The following is a 23,058-nucleotide window of genomic DNA, read 5'->3' as shown; positions in this document are numbered from 1 at the left end:
CCACCCATCTAGTTAATTTTATTTAACTTTTGATATTAGAATATATTTTGGTTTCTGAACAATTATTAATATACAGGCCATATTCAATACTATCTATTAAAGCGTCCCAACTTGCTTCGATAATATTTGACGAAACACCCACAGTAGTCCAAGTTCGTTCAGAATCTTTAGTTTCGATTAACACGCGTACCTTTGAAGCAGTGCCAAGAGAACTATCTAATACGCGTACTTTGTAATCTATAAGTTTTATATCTTTTAAAATAGGGAAAAATTCCTCTAAAGCTTTTCTTAATGCACAGTCCAAAGCATTTACCGGTCCATCTCCTTCTGAAACAGCATGTACAACTTTATCTTTAACCTTTAATTTAATAACAGCTTCAGTGCTTGTTTCTTCACCGAAATTGTAACTAAGAATTTTGAAATTTTCTACTTGAAAGTCAGGTATATAATCATAAAATTCTCTCATGACTAACAACTTTAAAGAAGCATCTGCTCCTTCGAATTGGTACCCTTGATGTTCATATTCTTTTATCTTTACAGTTAGATTTTTAATTTGTACCTCAGAGAATTGTGACAAGTCAAAACCCAATTCTTCCAATTTTGATTTTAAATTGCTTTTTCCTGATAACTCTGAGACAAGGATTCTTCGCTCATTTCCCACTAATTCTGGAGCTATATGTTCATAAGTTAGAGGATTTTTTAAAATAGCGCTGACGTGAACTCCACCTTTATGTGTAAAAGCACTTCTTCCTACAAATGGTTTTCTATTTTCCGGCGTTAAGTTCGCTATTTCCATGACAAAATTATACAAAGATGTTGTTTTTTCAAGTTTTATATTTTCTAAATGTAGATTATATTTAAACTTTAAAACAGGAATAAGTACTGATAGATCTGTATTGCCGCATCTTTCTCCTAATCCACCAATTGTTCCTTGTATTTGTTCTACTCCTTCCTCAAAAGCTGATAAACTATTTGCAACTGCTAAGCCAGAATCATTATGAGCGTGTATTCCCAATGGCACATTAATTTCTTTTTTAACAGTTTTGATAATTTCCTTTACTCTCGAAGGTATTTGGCCTCCGTTTGTATCACATAAGATTATTGTACTAGCCCCAGAATCTTGTGCAACTTGAAGAGTTTTCATAGCATACTTTGCGTTATTATTGAATCCATCAAAAAAATGTTCAGCATCAAAAAAAACATTTAATCCGTAGTGCCTTAAATATTTTATGGTGTCTTCGATAAGTTTTAAATTTTCTTCACAAGAGATATTTAAAGCTTCAAATACATGAAAGTCCCAGCTTTTGGCAAATATTACTACAGTTTTTACCCCTGCGGCAATTAGTTTGTTAATATTAACATCATCTTCAACATTGATACCAATTTTTTTGGTAGAACTGAAGGCTACTAATTCACTGTTTTTTAAGTTGAGGCTTTGAGCTTTTATAAAAAATTCTTCGTCTTTTGGATTAGAACCTGGCCATCCTCCTTCAATGTAGTGAATTCCATAGTCATCTAATCTTTGGGTTATTTTTATTTTGTCCCCAATAGAAAAAGAAACTCCTTCACCTTGACTTCCGTCTCTCAATGTAGTATCGAAAAGTTTAGGTTCAAAAATTTGAATCACCCTCTTTTTAAAACTTTTAATATCTCATCCCCAACTTCGTTAGTTCCGAGTTTACCCCCCATGTCAGGTGTTAATTTATTTTCTTCAATAACAATTTTAATTGCATTTTCAATTTTTTCAGATAAATCATTTCTATTAAAATATTCAAGCATCATAGATACCGCTAAAATAGCCGCTATTGGGTTAGCTATTCCTTTACCAGCTATATCGGGGGCTGAACCATGTATCGGTTCGAACATTGATACTGTTTTTGGATTAATATTTCCCGATGCGGCTAGGCCCATTCCACCTTGTAATTCCGCACCTAAATCAGTTATGATGTCTCCGAACATATTACAAGTCACAATGACATCAAACAGTTCGGGATTTCTTACCATTTTCATAGTTATAGCATCAACGTAATAATGGTCTGTTGCAATATTCGGATATTCAGTTTTTACTTCTTCGAATACTCTTAACCATAGATTGTGAGAATAAGTTAATACGTTGCTCTTGTCACATAAAGTGACTTTTCCATTTGTTTTTTTGGCATAATCAAAAGCATATCTGATAATTCTTTCTACCCCTTTTCTAGTGCACACCATTTCTTGTATGGCAACTTCATCTGGAGTCCCTTTTTTTAGAAAACCTCCAATTCCTGCGTAAAGGCCTTCAGTATTTTCTCGAACAACAGTAAAATTAATTTCCTCAACCCCTTTGTTTTTTAAGGGTGAAAATCGGTTATTTAATAATTTAATTGGTCTCAGATTTACATATTGATCGAAATAAAAACGTAATTTAAGTAGTATTCCGTGTTCTAAAATGCCCGCAGGTACTTTAGGATCTCCAACCGCTCCAAGATAAATAGCATCAAAAGTTTCTAACTTTTTCAATATATAGTCAGGAATTAATTCTCCACTATTTAAATATCTTTTTGCTCCTAGATCAAATTCTTCGAGCTTGAAGCCCAATTGGTATTGATCATTAAAATAATTTAATATTTTTAAACCTTCCTTTACAACCTCTGGGCCAATTCCATCTCCGGGTATTATTGCAATTGATGGCAATTAACTAACCTCCCTTTTGATTTTTTCTATTAGACCACCAGCCTCAATTATTTCCTGTAAAAATTCTGGATACGGTTCGGCTTTATATTCTTTATTAGCGTTAAGATCTATTATGAGGCCTGTAGATAAATCTATTTCAACTATAGCTCCATTTTCAATGTTTTGGGAAGCTTCTTTAGATATTAGAATTGGTAAACCAATATTTATAGCGTTTCTATAAAATATTCTTGCAAAACTTTCGGCAATAACACACGATATTCCAGCTGCTTTTATAGCAAGCGGTGCATGTTCTCTTGAACTTCCTGAACCAAAGTTTTTACCCGCCACTATAATGTCACCTTTTTTTACTTCTTTTACAAAATTTTTATCAATATCTTCCATACAATGTTGTGCTAATGCTTCAGGTTTAGGATTATTTAAATATCTAGCTGGTATAATGACATCTGTGTCGACATTGTCTCCATATTTAAAAACTTTGCCTCTTAATTTCATTTTAAGACCTCCTCGGGATGTACAATATAACCGACAATGGCAGAGGCAGTAGCAACGGCTGGATTTACTAAGTACACTTCGCTTTCGGGATGACCCATACGACCAACAAAATTTCGATTTGTGGTAGAAACGGCTCTTTCTCCTTTTGCTAAAACTCCCATATGTCCACCTAAACAAGGCCCGCAGGTTGGAGTACTTACCGCAGCACCAGCATCTATAAAAATTTCTATAAGTCCTTCTTTTAATGCATTTTTGTAGATTTCTTGGGTTCCCGGAAAAATGATACATCTAACATCTGGATGTACTTTATGACCTTTGAGTAATTTTGCTGCTATCCTTAAATCTTCCATTCTGCCATTGGTACAAGATCCTATAACGGCTTGATCAATTTTAATATTTTTAGCTTCTTGCACAGCTCTTGTATTTTCTGGAAGATGAGGAAAAGCAACTTGAGGTTCTAAATTTGAAACATCGAATTTAAGAATCTTTTCGTAAACCGCATCACTATCACTTGTTACAGGTACGTAATTTCGAGTAACTCTGTTCTTTAAATATTCTTCAGTTTTCTCGTCATAATCAAATAGGCCACACTTTGCACCAGCTTCAATAGCCATATTTGCCATAGTCATTCTTGAATCGATTGATAGATTTTTAATAGTATCTCCCATAAATTCTATAGATTTATATAATGCACCATCCACTCCAATTTGTCCAATGGTATATAATATAAGATCTTTTCCACTAACCCATTCTCTTAATTTTCCTGTATATATAATTTTAATTGTTTCAGGAACTCTAAACCATAAATATCCTGTTGCCATAGCTGCTGCAATGTCAGTACTTCCTACACCCGTGGCAAAAGCATTTAACGCACCATAAGTACAGGTATGGGAATCAGCACCAATAATTATTTCACCAGGTGCTACCAATCCTTTTTCAGGAAGTAAACAATGTTCTATTCCTACTCTCCCAACTTCAAAATAATTAGTTATTTCCATTTCTTTTGCAAAATTTCTCATCATAAGAGAATTTTCAGCTGATTGAATGTCTTTATTAGGCGTGAAATGATCAGGTACAAGTGCAACTTTATCTTTATCAAATACTTTACTAATTCCTATCTTTCGAAATTCTTTGATAGCTACCGGAGCAGTTACATCATTTCCTAAAATTAAATCTACCTTAGCGTTAACTAATTCTCCTGGCCTAAGCGAACTTTTATTAGAATGTAAGGCTAAAATTTTTTCTACAATTGTCATATCATATCCTCTCTTTCTCACACATTATTGAATCTTCTTTGTTTGTTAGCAACATATTTGTTTAAAGCATTTATATACGCTAAAGTGCTAGCGTAAGTTACGTCTGATTCAACGGAACGTCCTGTATAGACTTCATCTTCTATTTTAAGTTTTACAATTGCTTCACCAAGAGCGTCAGTTCCTTCTGTAATAGCCTCGATTTTGTAGGAAACAAGAGATATATCTGGAATCGCAACAACTTCATTTATTGCTTTAAAGATCGCATCTATCGGTCCGTCACCGCTACATGCTGCTTTTTCTACAAAATTATCTCCAACTTTGATTTTTATTGTTGCGGTTGGTAGTACAGTATTTCCAGTATTAACAGAGACATATTCAAGAATAAAATAATCTTCAACTTTATAAATTTCGTCACTAATTAAGGCATCTATATCTGCATTTGATAGATTTTTCTTTTTGTCAGCAAGATTTTTGAATTTGTTAAATAATTTTTCGAAAGTTTCTTCATCTACTTTATATCCTGAAGCATTCAAGTATTCTTTGAAAGCATGTCTACCAGAATGCTTTCCAAGAACAAGGGCGTTATTTTTTAATCCTATGCTTTTAGCATCCATTATTTCATAAGTAGTTCTTTCTTTAATCATGCCATCTTGATGAATTCCTGATTCATGAGCAAATGCATTTTTACCTACAATTGCTTTGTTGGGTTGAACAGGCATTCCTGTAAAATTTGAAACCATAGTGCTTAATTTTATAATTTGAGTAGTATCTTGAGTGACAATAATGTCTTTGAAGAAGTCTTTTCTAGTAACAAAAGTCATTATTACCTCTTCTAAAGCGGTATTTCCAGCCCTTTCACCGATACCATTTACTGCAACTTCAACCTGATCTGCACCATTTATCACGGCTGCAACAGTGTTAGCAGTAGCCATTCCGAGATCATTATGACAATGCACGCTTAGTTCAACTTTATCTATCCATCTTGTATTTTCTTTAATTTTTTTGATTAATTCTCCGAATTCTTGAGGAATTGCATAACCAACGGTATCAGGAACGTTAATTACAGTAGCACCTGCTTCTATAACCTTTTCAAAGATCAAGTATAGAAATTTTAAATCACTTCGTGACGCATCTTCAGCAGAAAACTCTACATTTGGAGTATATTTAGAAGCATATTTGACTGCATCAACCGCCTTTTCTAAAACTTGATCAGGAGTCATGTTAAGTTTATATTTCATGTGAATTGGGGATGTCGCAATAAAAACATGAATTCTGGGGTTTTCTGCATCTTGAAGAGCTTCCCAGGCACAATCAATATCCTTGTAATTTGCACGAGCTAAAGCAGCAATTTCTACATCTCTAATTTTTTTTGCTATTGTTTGAACACTCTCGAAGTCGCCGCGTGAAGATATTGGAAATCCGGCCTCAATTACATCTACTTTAAGCATTGAGAGTTGTTCAGCAATTGCTAACTTTTCTTCCTTAGTTAAATTTACTCCAGGAGATTGCTCCCCATCTCTCAAAGTAGTATCAAAAATTTTAATTTTTTTCAAGAGATATCACACTCCTATTCTTCGATCCAAGGCATCATAGCTCTCAATTTTTCTCCTACTTCTTCTAAAAGAGATTCATTATCTTTTTTCGTTAAAGAGTTAAATACAGGCCTATTTGCATGATTTTCTAGTATCCATTCCTTGGCAAAATTTCCATTTTGAATATTTTCTAAAACTTCCTTCATTTTTTTCTTTACATTTTCGTCAATTATTTTAGGACCAACCGTTAAATCTCCATATTGTGCAGTATCACTTATCGAATACCTCATCTTTTTAAGTCCACCTTCGTAAATCAAATCAACAATCAATTTCATTTCATTTAGACATTCAAAATAAGCAATTTCTGGTTGGTAACCAGCTTCTACTAAGGTTTCAAAACCAGCTTTTATTAAAGAAGTTAATCCACCGCATAGTACTGCTTGTTCCCCAAATAGATCGGTTTCAGTTTCTTCTTTGAAGGTAGTCTTTATCACTCCTGCCCTTGTACATCCAATTCCTTTAGCATAAGCTAACCCTATCTCTTTGGCTTTTCCGGTAAAATCCTGTTCTATAGCTAACAAACCTGGTACACCTTTATTTTCAACAAACATTCTTCTAACCAAGTGTCCAGGACCTTTAGGAGCGACCATAAAAACGTCTACATTTTTTGGAGGGACTATTTGACCAAAGTGTATATTGAAGCCATGAGAAAATCCAATTGCATCTCCTTCTTTTAGATTAGGTTCTATATCTTTTTTATATACATCACTTTGAACTTCATCAGGAATAAGTATTTGAATGATATCTGCCATTTTAACTGCTTCAGCGGTGTCATATACTTCAAAGCCATCTTTTTGAGCAATACTTCTGCTTTTACTTTCTTTTTTTAATCCAATAATAACTTTTAAACCACTATCTTTAAGATTCTGAGCTTGTGCATGTCCTTGACTTCCATAACCTAATACAGCAATAGTTTTACCTTTTAAAACATTCAAATCTGCGTCTTTTTCATAAAAAATTTCTAACATTCCTATCCTCTCCTTTTTCAAGTATTTATGTCTGTATTTAAATATCAATGAGTAATTAATTTTTTACTTTCGTTGTAGAGGGAAGTTCTCTATCTAAAGCCACTATACCTGTACGAACCACTTCCTTTATACCGAAATCTTTTAGCAATTCTATTAATGCATTAATTTTACTTTCGTCACCTGTAACTTCAACCGTAACAGTTTCTGGCGAGAGATCAACTATCTTCCCACGAAATACATTTACCACTTGAATTAATTGAGTACGCATATTTTTGTTACAATTAACCTTTATCAGAGCCATATCTCTTTCAACCATATTAGCTTGATTTAATTCAGTAACTTTTATAACATCTATTAATTTATATAACTGTTTTTTGACTTGTTCAAGGGTATGATCGTCTCCTTCTACCACAATAGTCATCCTTGAAAATTCAGGTTTTTCAGTTTCACCTACGTTTAAACTTAGTATATTAAAGTTTCTTCTACTGAATAATCCTGAAATTCTAGCAAGTACCGCAGGTTGATTAGAAACAGTTACAGAAAGTATATGCTTCATCATACATCACCTCATATTTCCGTTTCTTTAAGAACTTTTCTATAATCTAACATTTCCTCCAAGGAGGCACCTTCAGGAACCATAGGAAATACATTCTCATCTTGTGGGATAACAAAATCTAATAACATTGGGCCATTGTAATTTAAAGCTTCTTTTATAGCCTTGTCGACGTCATTTTTGTCAGTAACTTTTAAAGCTTTAATTCCATAAGCTTCTGCTATTTTTATGAAATCAGGATTTTTAATCAATGTATGTGAATACCTTTCATTAAAAAAAAGTTCCTGCCATTGTCTTACCATGCCTAATGTACTGTTGTTAAAAATGATCATTTTAATTGGAAGATTATTGTTACTTATTGTTGCTAATTCCTGTAAGTTCATTTGAAAACCTCCATCTCCTGATATACAAATAACTGGTCTATCAGGATTTCCGAACTGAGCTCCTATACTAGCTGGAAGGCCGAAACCCATAGTTCCAAGCCCACCAGAGGATATAAAAGAGCGAGGCTTTAGGAATTTAAGATATTGTGCAGCCCACATTTGATGCTGCCCTACGTCAGTTACAACTATCGAATTTTCACTTAAAACTTCGTTTAACTTTTCTATTATATATTGAGGTTTGATATTTGAATTCCTGTGTTCATAAGATAAAGGATAATCTCTTTTCCATTCTTTGATTGTTTCTAACCATTCCGTTCTTTCTACGGTTTTTATTAGAGGTATTAATTTGTTTAAAATTGTTTTTGCATCACCAACGATTGGAATATCAACCTTGATGTTTTTGTTAATCTCTGCAGGATCAATATCGATATGAATTATTTTTGCTTTAGAAGCAAATTTATCCACTCTACCAGTTACTCTATCATCAAAACGAACCCCAATTGCTATGATTAGATCGCTTTCAGAGATTGCATAATTTGCATATTTGGTACCATGCATGCCAACCATTCCTAATGAATACTCATCTGTCAAAGGAAATGATCCTAAACCCATTAATGAATTAGCAACTGGTATTTTTCCAGTTTTAGATAGAGTTTTTAATTCATCAGAAGCATTGGAAATTATTACACCTCCTCCAGCAAAAATTACCGGTCGAAAGGAATTATTTATAACTTCTGCAGCAGCCTTTATTTGCATATAGTTGCCTTCATATGTGGGTTGATATCCAGGTAGGTGGACTTTTTCAGGATAGTGATAATCAAAATTTGTTTTTATCACATCAACAGGCAAGTCAATAAGTACTGGACCAGGTCTACCAGTTCTGGCTATATAAAACGCTTCTTTTACAACTCTTGCAAGATCTTTTATATTTGTTACCATATAATTATGTTTAGTAATTGGAAGAGTTATTCCTCTAATATCAATTTCTTGGAAAGAATCAGTTCCAATTAAATGTGTTGGAGCTTGTCCAGTAAAAGCAACAACTGGTACTGAATCCATATAAGCGTTAGCAATTCCTGTAACTAAATTTGTTGCTCCTGGCCCAGATGTTGCTATGCAAACACCAACCTTTCCAGTGCTTCTAGAATAACCATCAGCGGCATGAGCAGCCGCTTGTTCATGCCTGACTAACACATGCGTGATTGGAGCATCGTATAATTCATCATAAAGTGGAATTACTTTTCCTCCTGGGTAACCAAATATAATTTCGACACCTTCTTTTAGTAAAGATTCAATTAGAATCTTCGCTCCGGAGAGTAAAGCCATAAAAACACCTCCACAGATTTACATTAAAAAAGCACCTTTATTTGAAGGTTGAACCATTCTGCTGTATCGTCCAAGGTATCCATTGATCTCAGAAATAATTGGTTTGAATGTATTGATTCTTTCCTTCATTTCCTTGTTCGAAATTTCCAAATTAAGAGTTTTCTCAGGAATATTTATGCTTATAATATCTCCATCTTTTACAATCCCTATTGGGCCACCGTCTGCTGCCTCTGGAGACACATGTCCAATAGCTGCACCTCTAGTAGCTCCAGAAAATCTTCCATCGGTTATCAAGGCGACACTTTTATCAAGGCCCATTCCAGCTAGGGCTGAGGTAGCTGCAAGCATTTCTCTCATACCTGGTCCACCTTTTGGTCCTTCATATAAAATAACAACAATATCTCCTTCTTTAATTTTGCCTTCAAATATTGCTTTAATTGCTTCTTCTTCTTTGTTAAAAACTTTAGCAGGACCTTTATGAATTAGCATTTCTTCCGCAACAGCGATTTGCTTTACAACAGCTCCCTCAGGGGCTATATTACCTTTTAAAACAGCTATTCCTCCATCTTTGTGATAAGGATTTTCGATAGGTCTTATAACATTATGATCAACAAATTTAACCGAGTCAATTGTTTCCTTAAGAGGTTTTCCAGTTACTGTTAGACAATCTAAGTGCAGTAAACCTTTTTTAGACAATTCTTTCATTACTGCGGGTATTCCGCCAGCAAAATAAAGGTCTTCGATATGATTTATACCAGCAGGGGTTAAACTGCAAAGATGAGGAGTTCTTCCACTAATTTTATTGATAATGTCCAAGTTAAAATTTATTCCTGCTTCATGAGCTATAGCAGGCAAATGTAGAGCTGTATTTGTTGAGCAACCAAGGGCCATGTCTAAAGTTAAGCCATTTTCAATAGATTTTTTTGAAATAATATCTAAAATTTTGATTCCCTTATTTACGAGTTCGACTATTTTTTGTCCACTTTCTGTAGCCAATCTTCTTCTTTCTGAAAAAACTGCGGGTATAGTTCCGTTTCCTGGTAGAGCAATACCAAGAGCTTCTGTAATGCAATTCATGGAATTAGCAGTGAACATTCCCGCACAGGAACCATATCCTGGGCAAGCAGACTTTTCTAACTCTTCCAACTCTTCGAGAGAAATTTTGCCAGCTTTTATAGAACCTACAGCTTCAAACATATCATGTAAATCAACTTTTCGTCCTTTATAATTACCAGCAAGCATTGGGCCACCACTGACGAGGATTGTAGGAATGTTCAATCTTAATGCAGCCATTAACATTCCTGGGACTATTTTGTCACAATTAGGTATTAAAATAAGACCATCAAATTGATAAGCTCTTACAACGGATTCAATGGAATCTGCTATTAAATCGCGACTAGGCAAAGAATATTTCATTCCAATATGTCCCATAGCTATGCCATCACATATTCCAATAGTTGAAAAAGAAAGAGGAACTCCTCCTGCAGAGGAAACACCTTTTTTAACGAATTCGCACAATTCGTTTAGGTGCTTGTGTCCAGGAATAATTTCATTTCCCGAATGAGCAATCCCTATTATGGGTTTGTTAAGATCGTCTTTTGTTAGTCCTAGTGCATATAAGAGAGACCTATGAGGAGCCTTTTCGACTCCTTTTTTGATTTGATCACTATTCAACTCAACACCTCCCGCTTTTTGAAAATAAAAACAAAAAACCCCCGGTAGAATTCATTTCAAATAAATAGAAAATTAAATAAAAATAAAATAATGTAAATATTTTCATGGTTTTAATAATATTGAAAAGATTTTCATTTTAGCAAATTATTAGTAACTATTGAAGTTTATTTGTAATTATTTGTGATTATACACTAAAATCTCTAATTTTGCAAAATTTTGAGCAAAAAGTTATTAACCTTATTAATACGCTTATACACAAGATGTTATAAGAAGTTAGCAAATGTTAACGAAGTTATTGTAAACAAATATTTACAAAATTAACAAAAAAGTTACTTCAGAAGGGAACCTGAAGAGTTTATAGAAATGAAGTTTTTTGAAGTTTAATGGTTGTTTATGAAAATTTAGAAAAAGTATTAATTATCCAAATTTTATTCTTCCCATTTATTATAACTCCCCAATATTTTGAAAAAAGAACTCATTTTCTCGATATTGTTTAAAGCTTTTTGGACTTTTTTATCATCGATCGATCCTTCTAAGTCTATATAAAAAGAATATTCTCCTAATTGTTTTTTTGTCGGCCGAGATTCTATTCTCGTTAAATTAATATTTTGTTTTTTGAAATTTTTTAAAATGTTGTACAAAACTCCGGCTTTGTTGAATTTTGGACAGCAAATGATAGATGTTTTATATGAGCTATGTTTTGATCGACTTTTGTGAGTTAATGAATTATCTTTTAAATTTGATATTATGAAAAATCTAGTAGCATTCACCATGGAATCTTGAATGTCTTCAGCTAATACGAATAAGCTATAAATTTTAGCAACATTTTCAGATGCAATTGCTGCACTATTTGGAATGTTTTTAATTAATTGACACGCACTTGCCGTACTTGCAGTAAAAATAATCTCAGGATTGTTCAAATAATTTCTAATAAACTTACTACATTGTCCAACTGCTTGCTGATGTGAGTAGATTGTTTTGATATTATTTAGTTCAATTTTTTCGTAAGATAAGAGAAAATGTCTAATTGGAACGATACATTCAGCTACCACCTTTATTTCAGAAATCTCAAATAGTAAATCCATTGTGATGCTAACTGAACCTTCGACAGAATTTTCTATGGGAACTACACCGTAATCAGTCTCGTTAATTTTAACACTTTCGAACACATCGGCGATGGTTTTTTGGGGAATAAAAATGTTATTTTCGCCAAAATACTTTTTAGCGGCTATTTCACTATATGTACCAATAGGACCTAAATATGAACATTTAATAGCTTCATCGTTTTTCAAAGTTTTTAAAAACTCCTTATTTTTTTGCGATTATAACATATTGAATAAAAAAATACAAAATTTCATAATTATTTCTTGCGAATTGAATCAATCCTTTTTTTAGAAAAAATATTTTAAAATTTGACAAATAAATTTTTATTTGATATAATAAACAAAATTTACATAAAAGGAGACTTCCTTTTACATGTTCGAGATTTTAATTCATAATGAAGTTCCTTTGTTTTCAGCCCAAAAAATTATAAAATTCACAAATTTAAATAACGATAGGAGGCGCCAAGACAGCCGGTGGATTGTAAGCACCGGATCTTGGTGCTTACTCATGAATTAGGGTAAATTCCTTTTCTAGTCCACACGGCTGCATCTTTATAGATGTGGCCGTTTTTTTTATCTATTTTTTCAGTTAATTAAATTGTAATAATTATTTTCTTTAAGAATGTCAAGCCTTTAATATAGTTCAATGATTTAACGTTACCCCGATACATTGAAGTTATTGTTCCGATTTAGATTTTAAAGTAAGTACTAAATTGGAGTTTTAGAATTTTTGAAGTATCCCCTGTAAAAATTATTTTAGGAGGTATTGATAAAAATGGAAAATCTAGAAGTTATTGAAGAAATAGTTTCTATACCGACGGGGTTCAAAGTTACAGGGATCCATGCAGGTATAAAAAAAGCTAAAAAAGATTTGGGATTAATTTATTCAAAATCAAAAGCGAATGCTGCTGCTGTTTTCACTACTAATAAAGTCAAAGCAGCTTCGGTGTTATTGAGTATGAACAACGTTATAAATAATGAAGCTCAAGCCATAATTGTTAATAGTGGCAATGCAAATGCATGTACTGGAGAAAAAGGTTATCAAGATGCAGTTAAAATAGTTGAAAAAACCGCTTCCATATTAAATTTAAGTTTTGAAGATGTGCTAATTTGTTCCACAGGGGTAATAGGTGTTACTTTGCCTTTAGAAAGGATATTGGTAGGTATTGAGGAATTATATAAAAATCTTGATAATAACTCTAATTTAGAGGATTTTGCATATTCAATAATGACTACTGATACTTTTCCGAAGATTTATTCAAAGAAGGTACAAATTAACGACAGGATAATAACATTAACGGGAGTAGCGAAAGGATCAGGAATGATTCATCCTAACATGGCCACCATGCTCTCTTTCATATTAACCGATGCTAATATTTCAAAAGACGCTTTGTGTTCTTCTTTAAAAAGATCTGTTAACAAAACATATAATATGGTTTCGGTGGATGGAGATACAAGTACTAACGATACCACAATTATTTTGGCAAATGGTGAGGCCAAAAATGATGAGATAGTTCAAGATACTTGGCAATTTGATATTTTTCAAAGCGCGTTGGATGAGGTTAATACTCATTTAGCAAAAATGATTGCAATGGATGGTGAAGGAGCTACTAAGGTCATTGAGATTCAAGTTTTAAACGCTATTTCAAAAGAAGATGCTAATTTGATAGCTAGATCTATTGCGAAGTCCAATTTGGTAAAAACGGCTATATTTGGGCAAGATGCAAATTGGGGAAGGATTATGGCGGCAGCTGGTTATTCAGGGGCAAACTTCAACCCAAATAAAGTGGACATCTGGTTTATAAGTTCGAAAGGTAAGGTACAAGTTTGTGAAGATGGCCATTTCATAGTGTTTAGTGAAGAGCTAGCAAAACACATATTGAGTTGCAAAGAAATTGTAATTGTATTAGATTTGAAAGAAGGTAATAGTCAGGCAATTGCTTGGGGATGTGATTTGACTTATGATTATGTGAAAATAAACGGAGGATATAGATCATGATATTAGAAGAAATTTATAAAGAAGAGATTGAAAAAGCTAAGATTTTGGTTGAGGCTTTACCTTACATTAAAAAATTTTCTGGGAAGATTGTGGTTATTAAGTACGGTGGTAAAGCTATGGACAATGATCAAATCAAAAAGATGATAATGCAAGATATTGTATTGATGAAATATGTGGGGTTACATCCAGTTATTGTTCACGGTGGCGGTCCGGAAATAAATAAGATGTTGAAAAGGGTAAATATTGAGTCTAAATTTGTTAATGGATTAAGGATTACTGATAAAGAAACTATGGAAATCGTGGAAATGGTGTTAGTAGGAAAAATTAATAAAGAGATAACTTCTTTAATAAATCAACTCGGAGGAAGTGCGATCGGTTTAAGCGGCAAAGATGCAAACTTATTAATTGCAAAGAAAGATATATCAAATGGGGATATAGGCTATGTGGGAGAAATAGTTGATGTGAATAAAGAGTTTCTCATAACCATACTAAAGGATGGTTACATTCCAGTAATAGCCCCCTGTGCAATTGGAATAGATGGTAATACATACAACGTAAACGCAGATACTGCAGCTGGAAAGATTGCATCAATATTAAAAGCAGACAAATTAATTTTGTTAACAGATGTTGCTGGGATTTTAAGAGATAGAAAAGATGAGAGAAGTATTATTTCACAAATAAACTACCAAGATTCAAAAGAACTTTTAAATTCAAATTTGATCACAGAAGGCATGATTCCAAAATTAAAATGTTGTATCCAAGCAGTTGAAGAAGGGGTAGAAAGAGCTCACATAATAGATGGTAGAATTCCACATTCTTTAATCTTAGAAATATTTACAAAAAAAGGGATAGGGACAATGATTACAAAGGAGAGTTATAACAATGAAAATTTCTGAAAATTGTAAATATGTAATGAACACGTATACAAGATATCCAATTAAATTGGTAAGGGGTGAAGGAGTTAAAGTATGGGATGATGAAGGGAGAGAGTACCTTGACTTTGTGGCCGGTATAGCTGTGAATTGTCTAGGATATTCACATCCTGAAATTATTTCAACAATTGTTAGTCAAGCAGAAAAAATAATTCACTGTTCTAATCTATATTGGAATGAAAGTCAAATTAATCTTGCAAAAATATTATGTGAAAAATCTTTTGGTCATAGCGTGTTTTTCTGTAATAGTGGAGCGGAAGCAAATGAAGGAGCATTGAAACTTGCTAGAAAGTATGGACGTTTAAAATATGGAGAAAAACGATACAAAATCATCACTACTTTGAATTCATTTCATGGAAGAACCTATGGTGCACTTACTGCAACGGGACAAGAGAAATATCATAAACATTTTGAACCATTGGTAGGAGGTTTTAGTTATGTTAAATACAACGATATTGATGAGTTGCAAAGTGCAGTTGATGAATCTACCTGCGCCGTGATCCTAGAAGTTATCCAAGGTGAAGGAGGAGTGAATGAAGCTGACGAAACTTATTTAAAGGAGGTCAGAAGACTGTGCAATGAGCATGATATTCTTTTGATTTTTGATGAAGTACAGACAGGTATAGGAAGAACGGGTAAACTTTTTGCATATGAACACTCTGGTGTTGAACCAGATATTATGACGTTAGCTAAAGGTTTAGGTGGAGGGATACCAATTGGTGCATTAGTTGTTAATGAAAAAGCAGATGTTTTCTCTCCAGGAGAGCATGCTTCTACTTTTGGAGGTAATCCATTAGCTTGCGAAGTTGGTATAACTGTAATGAATCTTGTTTCTCAACCCAATTTTCTAGAGACTGTACAAAAACAAGGTGATTTTTTAAAATCGAAACTTCTCGAACTGAAGAAAAAATACAATGTTATCAAAAGAGTTAAAGGAAAAGGTTTAATGATAGGTTGTGAACTAAATATTGAAGATGCACAAGAAATTGTGAAACTTGCTTTAAAAAAAGGCCTTCTTATAAATGCTGTTAGTAAAAATATTTTGAGATTTGTGCCTCCTTTAATTGTAACTCAAGAGGATGTTTCTAAGGCTATAGATATTTTGGAAGAAACTTTTATAGAAATGGATTTTAAAAGTAATATGTAATTATTGTACTTTAAAAAACAAAAATTTATTAAAGAGGTGAAATATAAATGGACTTGAATGGAGAAAAAGTCATTTTAGCTTATTCTGGGGGTTTAGACACTTCAGTTATTGTTCCTTGGTTGAAGGAAAATTACAAGTGTGAAATCATAGCCGCATGTATAGATGTGGGTCAAGGTTCGGAAATTGAAACCGTGAAAGAAAAGGCACTAAAAAGTGGTGCAAGCAAAGTATATCTTGAAAACGCTAAAGAAGAGTTCGTTACTGATTATATATATCCAACCTTAAAGGCTGGAGCGATTTATGAAGGTAAATATTTATTAGGAACATCTTTTGCAAGACCTTTAATGGCGAAGAAATTAGTGGAAATTGCTCATAAGGAAAATGCCAAATATATTGCTCATGGTTGCACTGGGAAAGGAAATGATCAAGTAAGATTTGAAGTTTCTATAAAAGCTCTTGATCCCTCAATTCAAATTATTGCTCCTTGGAGAATTTGGGATATTAAGTCTCGAGAGGAAGAAATTGAATATGCCTTAATTAAAGGAATTCCGATAAGTGTTTCAAAGGAAAAAATTTACAGTGTTGATAAAAATTTATGGCACATTAGCCATGAAGGAGGAGATCTTGAAGATCCAAAAAATGAACCTAAAGACACACTTTTTGAAATGGTTGTACCGCCCGAAAAAGCTCCTGATTTTCCTGAATACATAACAATTGAATTTAAAAAAGGCATACCAATAAAAGTTAACGAAAAAGAATTAGGACCGGTACAGCTTATAGAAGAAGTTAATAAGATAGGTTCAAGAAACGGTATAGGGATTGCAGATGTAGTTGAAAATAGATTAGTAGGAATGAAATCTCGAGGTGTTTATGAAACCCCTGGAGGAACAATTTTATATTATGCTCATAAAGAGCTAGAATCTTTGGTTCTTGACAAAGAAACAAGTAGATTTAAAGATTTAGTTGCGCAGAAATATGCAGATTTAGTCTATAATGGATTATGGTTTTCACAACTGAGGGAAGCTTTAGATGCTTTTGTTGATGAGACGCAAAAAGTTGTAACTGGGAAGGTTCGATTAAAATTATACAAAGGAAACATTATTACATCTGGAATCGATTCTCCTTATTCATTGTACGACGAAGAGTTAGCAACATTTGGTAAAGACAATGTATACAATCAAAAAGATGCTGAGGGATTTATAAACTTATTTGGTCTTCCTTTAAAGATGCGAGCGTATCAACTTCTCAAATTAGGAAAGGAAAACAGCTTGACAATAACAGATGAAAAAGAAGTTCAAAAGAAAAAGGTTAAACTGCAAAGATAGAAATACTTATAATGAAATATATTAAATTTAAGTATATTACAGAAAAAGTTCTACATAATTATTAAATGAAATTTTTAGAATTTTTAGTAAATATAAAGATAAAATTGATTAGGAGGAATAGGATGAAACTGTGGGGTGGAAGATTTACTAGAGAAATAGAAGCTGAAATGGAAAAGTTTAACTCTTCGTTATCTTTTGACATTAGGCTTCTGCCATATGAAATAGATGTTTCTTTAGCTCATGCAGCTGGATTAAAAAAAGCAGGGATAATAACTAATGAAGAGTTCGACCTTATTAAAAAGGGATTGGAGGAAATAAAAGAAGAAAAATTTAATTATTTACCAGGTATAGAAGATGTTCATACTCTAGTTGAGCAAATTTTATTTGAAAAGGTAGGTGATGTTGCAAAAAAATTACATACTGGTCGAAGTAGAAACGACCTCATCGCTACTGATGAGAGACTATATTTGAAAAGAGAAATAGAAGAAATAATAGATCTTTTAGAGGAAATAAATTTTAATTTAAACGATTTAGCTAATAAACATAAAAATATACTGTTTCCAGGTTATACCCACCTACAAAGAGCACAGCCTATAACCTTTTCTCATCACTTATTAGCTTACGTAGAAATGTTTAGTAGAGATATATCACGGTTAAAAGATTTATATAAAAGAGTAGATGTGATGCCCTTGGGATCTGGGGCATTAGCGGGGACATCATATAATATCGATCGAGAATATGTTGCTTCGTTACTGGGTTTTAGAGAAATTTCTAAGAATAGTCTTGATGCAGTTAGTGATAGAGATTTTATAATAGAATTTTTATCAGGTTCTTCGATAATAATGATGCATTTAAGTAGATTTTGTGAAGAGATTATATTATGGTCGACACAGGAATTTAAATTCATTGAGCTTGGTGAAAAGTATTCTACCGGCAGTAGTATCATGCCCCAGAAAAAGAATCCCGATTCTGCAGAACTAATCAGAGGTAAAACAGGAAGAGTATATGGAAATTTAGTTACTTTGCTCACCATTATGAAAGGATTACCTCTTGCATACAATAAAGATATGCAAGAAGACAAAGAACCACTATTTGATACAGTCGATACTCTAAAAAGTTGTTTAAAAATATTTGTTGGTATGATAAAAAGTATGGAAATAAAACACGAGAACATGGAAAGAGCAACCAGGGATGGTTACATGAACGCTACAGATCTTGCCGATTATCTTGTAAACAAGGGCATACCTTTCAGGGATGCTCATGAGGTTGTTGGAAAGATTGTTAGATACGCAATTGAAAAAGACAGCCCTTTAGAAAAATTAAGTTTAGAAGAGTTTAATAAATTTAGTGGTTTAATAAATGAAGATGTTTATGAAATTTTAAATCTCAAAAATATTTTGAAAAATCGAAAGACTAAAGGGGCTGCAAAATGGGAGGAAATATGATGAAAGTGGGAATCCTTGGAGCTACTGGATATACTGGATTAGAATTAATTCGTTTGCTATCAAAACATCCTTATGCAGAAATAGTGTATATAACTTCACGAACTTTTGATGATAAAACAATATCGGAAATTTATCCAAGTTTGAATAATTTTTGCGATTTATCCCTTGAAAAATTAAATTTAGAAAAGGCTGTTTCATTATGTGATTTAATATTTACGACGTTGCCTTCCAGCTACGCCTTTAAATTAGCAGAAATGATAGAAGGTTCTCAAAAAAAGTTAATAGATTTGGGATCAGATTTTAGGTTTGATAGTTTTGAAACCTACGAGAAATGGTATTTTCCAAAAGAAAAAGTTACATCATATGAAAATTTCAACAGAGTTTATGGATTACCTGAAATATATAGAGAAAGAATAAAAAATGTTCAAATAGTTGCAAATCCAGGATGTTATCCTACAAGTGTATTGTTAGGCTTAAAACCCTTGTTGACGAACAATTTAATCAAAGATAACATAATAATTGTTGATTCAAAGTCAGGGGTATCTGGTTCAGGGCATGAACCCAAACTTGGGAATCTCTTTTCCGAATGTAATGAGAATTTAAGGCCATATAACGTTGTAAAACATAGGCATGTTCCAGAAATGGAGCAAGAATTATCAAAATTAAAAAAGACTGAGGTAAATGTTATTTTTACTCCGCATCTAGTACCTATGACTAGAGGAATACTAAGCACTATTTATACTAAACTTGATTCAAACATCGAAATTGATGAAATATACTCTCTTTATAAAAATCATTATCTAAACGATGGTTTTGTCAGGATACTTAAACCAGGATTATATCCCTCAACTAAAGATGTTTATGGCTCAAACTTTTGTGAGATAGGTTTTGAATTAGATAAAAAAACAAATACTTTAATTATAATGTCGGCTATAGATAATTTGGTCAAAGGAGCCAGTGGCCAAGCTGTACAAAATATGAATATTTTATTTGGATTCCTGGAAAATACTGGTTTAGATATAATTCCCATTTATCCATAGAATTTATTAAAAAGTTTTTACTACTCTTGATAATTTTAGGTCTTTAATATATAATAGAAAAAATTTCATGCCTAAAGCATTAAATTTTTTATCTAAAATTTTAAAAAGTGTATGACAGTTTTACAAAAAAGAAAAAGGAGGGTGGGTACGTTTTAGATCGTTGAAAAGGCGTACCGTTAATTATGAGAAACGTCTTTATCGTTGATACCACTTTAAGAGATGGAGAACAAACTGCCGGGGTTGTATTTGCCAATGAAGAAAAGGTTCAGATCGCAAAAATGTTATCTGAATTAGGAGTATACCAAATAGAAGCTGGGATACCAACAATGGGTGGGGATGAGAAAGAAGCTATCAAAAAGATATGTAAGTTAGATCTTGGAGTAAGTATTATGGGATGGAATAGAGCGGTTATAAGTGATATTGATGAATCTATTGATTGTGGAGTTGATGCTGTTGCTATTTCTATATCTACTTCTGACATTCATATAAAACATAAATTAAGAAAAGATAGAGATTGGGTTTTGAAAAGTATGGTAAACGCAACAAAATATGCAAAAAAGCGTGGGTTATATGTTTCTGTTAACGCCGAAGATGCATCAAGAAGCGATATGGATTTTCTTCTAAAGTTTGCTAAAGAAGCAAAAGAAACTGGTGCTGATAGGCTAAGGTATTGTGATACTGTAGGAATGGAAGATCCTTTTTCAATACATGATAGAATAAAAACAATTATAAAAGAAGTTGGCATAGACGTTGAAACTCATACACATGATGATTTTGGTATGGCTACCGCAAATACCTTGGCCGGTATTAGAGCTGGTGCGAGGTATGCCGGTGTAACTGTGAATGGTTTAGGGGAAAGAGCAGGTAATGCTGCATTAGAAGAAGTTGTAATGGCATTAAAATATATATATAAACTGGATTTGGGTATAAAAACCGAAATGCTTAGAGAAATTTGTGAATATGTTGCTGCTGCATCTAGCAGACCTCTTCCTTTATCAAAAGCAATTGTGGGTCACAATGTATTTACTCATGAATCAGGAATACATACTGATGGAGTTTTAAAAGATTCTAATACATATGAATCTTTTAGTCCCGAAGAAGTTGGGTTACAAAGGCAGATTTTGATTGGTAAACATTCTGGAAAACATGCAATCATAGCCAAGTTTAGGGAATATGGTATAGATCTAACTTCCGAAGAAGGAGAAGAACTATTAGAAAAAGTTCGAGCTCTTTCGGTACAATTGAAAAGATCGTTGTTTGATAAAGAATTGATGTATTTATATAACGAAATGAAGGAGGAAAAAAAGAAATAATGAGAAAAGCTAAAACAATTTCTGAAAAAATCTTTAGTGATCATTTGGGAAGAGATGTTGAAGCAGGTGAGTTAGTTATAATTGATGTTGATTTTATGATGGGGCAAGATGGTACTAGTCCTTTAGCAATCAAGACCTTTGAAGAGGTTGGAGCTAGTTCTGTTTTTGATTCCAAAAAAATAGCCATGGTAATCGATCATAACGCGCCGAGCCCTTCAGAAAAAGTTTCAGCATTACATAAATTAATGAGAAACTTTAAGGATCAAAATAAAATATATTTTTATGATATTGGAGACGGTATTTGTCATCAACTTATGCCAGAACAAGGTCATGCCCTTCCTGGACAAATTGTAATTGGTGCAGATTCTCATACATGTACTTATGGTGCCATTAACTGTTTCTCAACTGGAGTAGGGTCAACTGATTTAGCAATAGCAATGGCAAGTGGTAAGCTGTGGTTTAAAGTTCCAGAAACTGTTAAAATAGTTTTAAATGGTGATTTGCCTTTTGGTGTTTACTCCAAAGACGTTATTTTATTCATTATTAAAGAGTTGACTGCAAATGGTGCAACGTATAAAGCTGTAGAATTTGAAGGAGAAGTTATAGACAATCTATCTGTACAAGCAAGGTTTACAATATCAAATATGGCTGTAGAAATGGGAGCGAAAGTTGGACTAATGAAAGCTGACGATAAAGTTTTAGAATGGCTAAAAAATCGAACCTCTGATGAGTTTAAAACTTACGAATCAGATTACGGAGCCCAATACGAAAAAATTTATAATTTCGATCTTAGTGATTTAGAACCACAAGTTTCAAAACCACATACTGTTGATAATGTGAGTTCTATTAAAGACGTAGAAGGTATTCCAATCCAGCAAGGTTTATTGGGTACTTGTACGAACGGTAGACTTGAAGACTTAAAAATTGCTGCTAAAATCTTGAAAGGTAAAAAGGTTAATTCAGATGTTCGTCTAATAGTTGCTCCAGCTTCCAGATCAACGTTGCTTGAGGCAATAGACGAAGGTGTCATTCAAACTTTGATCAAAGCAGGTGCGACTATTGTTGCTCCGGGATGTGGACCATGTGTGGGTACACATAACGGTGTTCCCGCAGATGGTGAAAATGTAATTTCAACAGCTAATAGGAATTTTAAAGGGAGAATGGGAAATAATAAAGCTTTTATTTATCTTGCTTCACCAGCAACAGTTGCAGCTTCTTGTATTGAAGGAAAAATTACAGATCCTAGAAAATACCTATAACTAAAATTATTAAAAAAGTTTCTGAGGAGGTTCAACTATTATGCAATTAATAGGGTACGCACATAAGTTTGGAGACAATGTAAATACTGATTATATAATATCTGGCAAATACAAATTTGCCACAATCGATATGAATGAACTGGTCGTACATTTAATGGAGGACTTAAGACCTAATTTTTATTATGAAATTAAAAAAGGAGATTTTATTGTAGCTGGAGAAAACTTTGGTTGTGGTTCCTCTAGAGAACAAGCTCCTTTAGTGATAAAACAAGCAGGAATTGGAGCAGTTTTAGCTAAATCATTTGCTCGTATTTTTTTTAGAAATGCGATAAATATAGGGTTACCTGCTATAGAAGTTTCAACCGATAGTATTGAAGAAGGAGACTCCTTAAAAGTGGATTTGGAGAAAGGAATTGTAGAAAACATTACAAAAAATCAGGTTTTAAAGATACATCCTCTTTCTCCTGAGATGCTTGAAATTTTAAAGTTAGGAGGACTTGTTAACTTCTACAAAAAATATGGTTCTTTAGAATTCAAAAAGTTTAATTAAAATTTTCAATTATAATAAGTAGGTGATT

General features: G+C 33.0%; 19 protein-coding genes. 9 read left to right on the top strand and 10 right to left on the bottom strand.

Features of this window, described 5'->3' with window-relative positions:
• Window positions 1–22: 22 nt before the first annotated feature.
• The 10 genes from cimA to pheA form a co-directional block, all read right to left on the bottom strand.
• Complete coding sequence (gene cimA / locus PKN74_RS04635; protein WP_472309105.1) at window positions 23–1,618, bottom strand: citramalate synthase; 1,596 nt, start codon at window positions 1,616–1,618, stop codon at window positions 23–25.
• A 5-nt stretch (window positions 1,619–1,623) separates the two neighbouring features.
• Window positions 1,624–2,673: a 3-isopropylmalate dehydrogenase gene (locus PKN74_RS04630; protein WP_472309089.1), complete on the bottom strand. Its 1,050-nt coding sequence runs from the start codon at window positions 2,671–2,673 to the stop codon at window positions 1,624–1,626.
• On the bottom strand, window positions 2,674–3,165 hold the full coding sequence (gene leuD / locus PKN74_RS04625) for a 3-isopropylmalate dehydratase small subunit (protein WP_472309087.1): 492 nt from the start codon (window positions 3,163–3,165) through the stop codon (window positions 2,674–2,676).
• Window positions 3,162–4,421 carry a 3-isopropylmalate dehydratase large subunit gene (gene leuC / locus PKN74_RS04620; RefSeq protein WP_472309085.1) on the bottom strand — a complete coding sequence of 420 codons (1,260 nt, stop codon included), beginning with the start codon at window positions 4,419–4,421 and terminating at the stop codon, window positions 3,162–3,164. The genes leuD and leuC overlap by 4 nt, the downstream gene beginning before the upstream one ends.
• A 17-nt stretch (window positions 4,422–4,438) precedes the next feature.
• Window positions 4,439–5,974: a 2-isopropylmalate synthase gene (locus tag PKN74_RS04615; RefSeq protein WP_472309083.1), complete on the bottom strand. Its 1,536-nt coding sequence runs from the start codon at window positions 5,972–5,974 to the stop codon at window positions 4,439–4,441.
• A 14-nt stretch (window positions 5,975–5,988) separates the two neighbouring features.
• Window positions 5,989–6,981, bottom strand: coding sequence for a ketol-acid reductoisomerase (gene ilvC / locus PKN74_RS04610; protein ID WP_472309081.1), 993 nt, complete (start codon window positions 6,979–6,981; stop codon window positions 5,989–5,991).
• Between the two features lie 55 nt (window positions 6,982–7,036).
• Complete coding sequence (gene ilvN / locus PKN74_RS04605) at window positions 7,037–7,537, bottom strand: acetolactate synthase small subunit (RefSeq protein ID WP_472309079.1); 501 nt, start codon at window positions 7,535–7,537, stop codon at window positions 7,037–7,039.
• An 11-nt stretch (window positions 7,538–7,548) separates the two neighbouring features.
• On the bottom strand, window positions 7,549–9,243 hold the full coding sequence (ilvB, locus tag PKN74_RS04600; RefSeq protein WP_472309077.1) for a biosynthetic-type acetolactate synthase large subunit: 1,695 nt from the start codon (window positions 9,241–9,243) through the stop codon (window positions 7,549–7,551).
• Between the two features lie 18 nt (window positions 9,244–9,261).
• The gene (gene ilvD, locus PKN74_RS04595; RefSeq protein ID WP_472309075.1) at window positions 9,262–10,917 is read right to left on the bottom strand and encodes a dihydroxy-acid dehydratase; all 1,656 of its coding nucleotides are present in this window, start codon (window positions 10,915–10,917) and stop codon (window positions 9,262–9,264) included.
• 428 nt (window positions 10,918–11,345) lie between these two features.
• Complete coding sequence (gene pheA, locus PKN74_RS04590) at window positions 11,346–12,209, bottom strand: prephenate dehydratase (RefSeq protein ID WP_472309073.1); 864 nt, start codon at window positions 12,207–12,209, stop codon at window positions 11,346–11,348.
• A gap of 586 nt (window positions 12,210–12,795) precedes the next feature.
• On the opposite strand from pheA, the gene argJ reads away from it, so the two are divergent.
• The 9 genes from argJ to PKN74_RS04545 all read left to right on the top strand — a co-directional run bounded on the left by argJ (window position 12,796) and on the right by PKN74_RS04545 (window position 23,030).
• Window positions 12,796–14,019, top strand: a complete 1,224-nt coding sequence (gene argJ / locus PKN74_RS04585; RefSeq protein ID WP_472309071.1) for a bifunctional glutamate N-acetyltransferase/amino-acid acetyltransferase ArgJ — start codon at window positions 12,796–12,798, stop codon at window positions 14,017–14,019.
• The gene (gene argB / locus PKN74_RS04580) at window positions 14,016–14,915 is read left to right on the top strand and encodes an acetylglutamate kinase (protein ID WP_472309069.1); all 900 of its coding nucleotides are present in this window, start codon (window positions 14,016–14,018) and stop codon (window positions 14,913–14,915) included. Before argJ ends, argB begins: the two co-directional genes overlap by 4 nt.
• Complete coding sequence (locus PKN74_RS04575; protein WP_472309067.1) at window positions 14,902–16,098, top strand: acetylornithine transaminase; 1,197 nt, start codon at window positions 14,902–14,904, stop codon at window positions 16,096–16,098. The genes argB and PKN74_RS04575 overlap by 14 nt, the downstream gene beginning before the upstream one ends.
• A 47-nt stretch (window positions 16,099–16,145) precedes the next feature.
• Window positions 16,146–17,423, top strand: a complete 1,278-nt coding sequence (locus tag PKN74_RS04570) for an argininosuccinate synthase (protein ID WP_472309065.1) — start codon at window positions 16,146–16,148, stop codon at window positions 17,421–17,423.
• A gap of 122 nt (window positions 17,424–17,545) precedes the next feature.
• A complete protein-coding gene (gene argH / locus PKN74_RS04565; protein ID WP_472309063.1) occupies window positions 17,546–18,868 on the top strand; it encodes an argininosuccinate lyase in 1,323 nt (440 codons plus the stop codon).
• Complete coding sequence (argC, locus tag PKN74_RS04560) at window positions 18,865–19,908, top strand: N-acetyl-gamma-glutamyl-phosphate reductase (protein ID WP_472309061.1); 1,044 nt, start codon at window positions 18,865–18,867, stop codon at window positions 19,906–19,908. The genes argH and argC overlap by 4 nt, the downstream gene beginning before the upstream one ends.
• 182 nt (window positions 19,909–20,090) lie before the next feature.
• On the top strand, window positions 20,091–21,221 hold the full coding sequence (nifV, locus tag PKN74_RS04555) for a homocitrate synthase (RefSeq protein WP_472309059.1): 1,131 nt from the start codon (window positions 20,091–20,093) through the stop codon (window positions 21,219–21,221).
• Window positions 21,221–22,480, top strand: a complete 1,260-nt coding sequence (locus PKN74_RS04550) for a 3-isopropylmalate dehydratase large subunit (protein ID WP_472309057.1) — start codon at window positions 21,221–21,223, stop codon at window positions 22,478–22,480. Before nifV ends, PKN74_RS04550 begins: the two co-directional genes overlap by 1 nt.
• A 40-nt stretch (window positions 22,481–22,520) precedes the next feature.
• On the top strand, window positions 22,521–23,030 hold the full coding sequence (locus tag PKN74_RS04545) for a 3-isopropylmalate dehydratase small subunit (protein ID WP_472309055.1): 510 nt from the start codon (window positions 22,521–22,523) through the stop codon (window positions 23,028–23,030).
• Window positions 23,031–23,058 lie beyond the last annotated feature (28 nt).

The sequence above is a fragment of the Defluviitoga sp. genome (assembly GCF_035349255.1).
Classification (GTDB): Bacteria; Thermotogota; Thermotogae; order Petrotogales; family Petrotogaceae; genus Defluviitoga.
The sequence above is the reverse complement of the archived record's forward strand: the minus strand, read 5'-3'. Positions and strand labels throughout refer to the sequence as shown.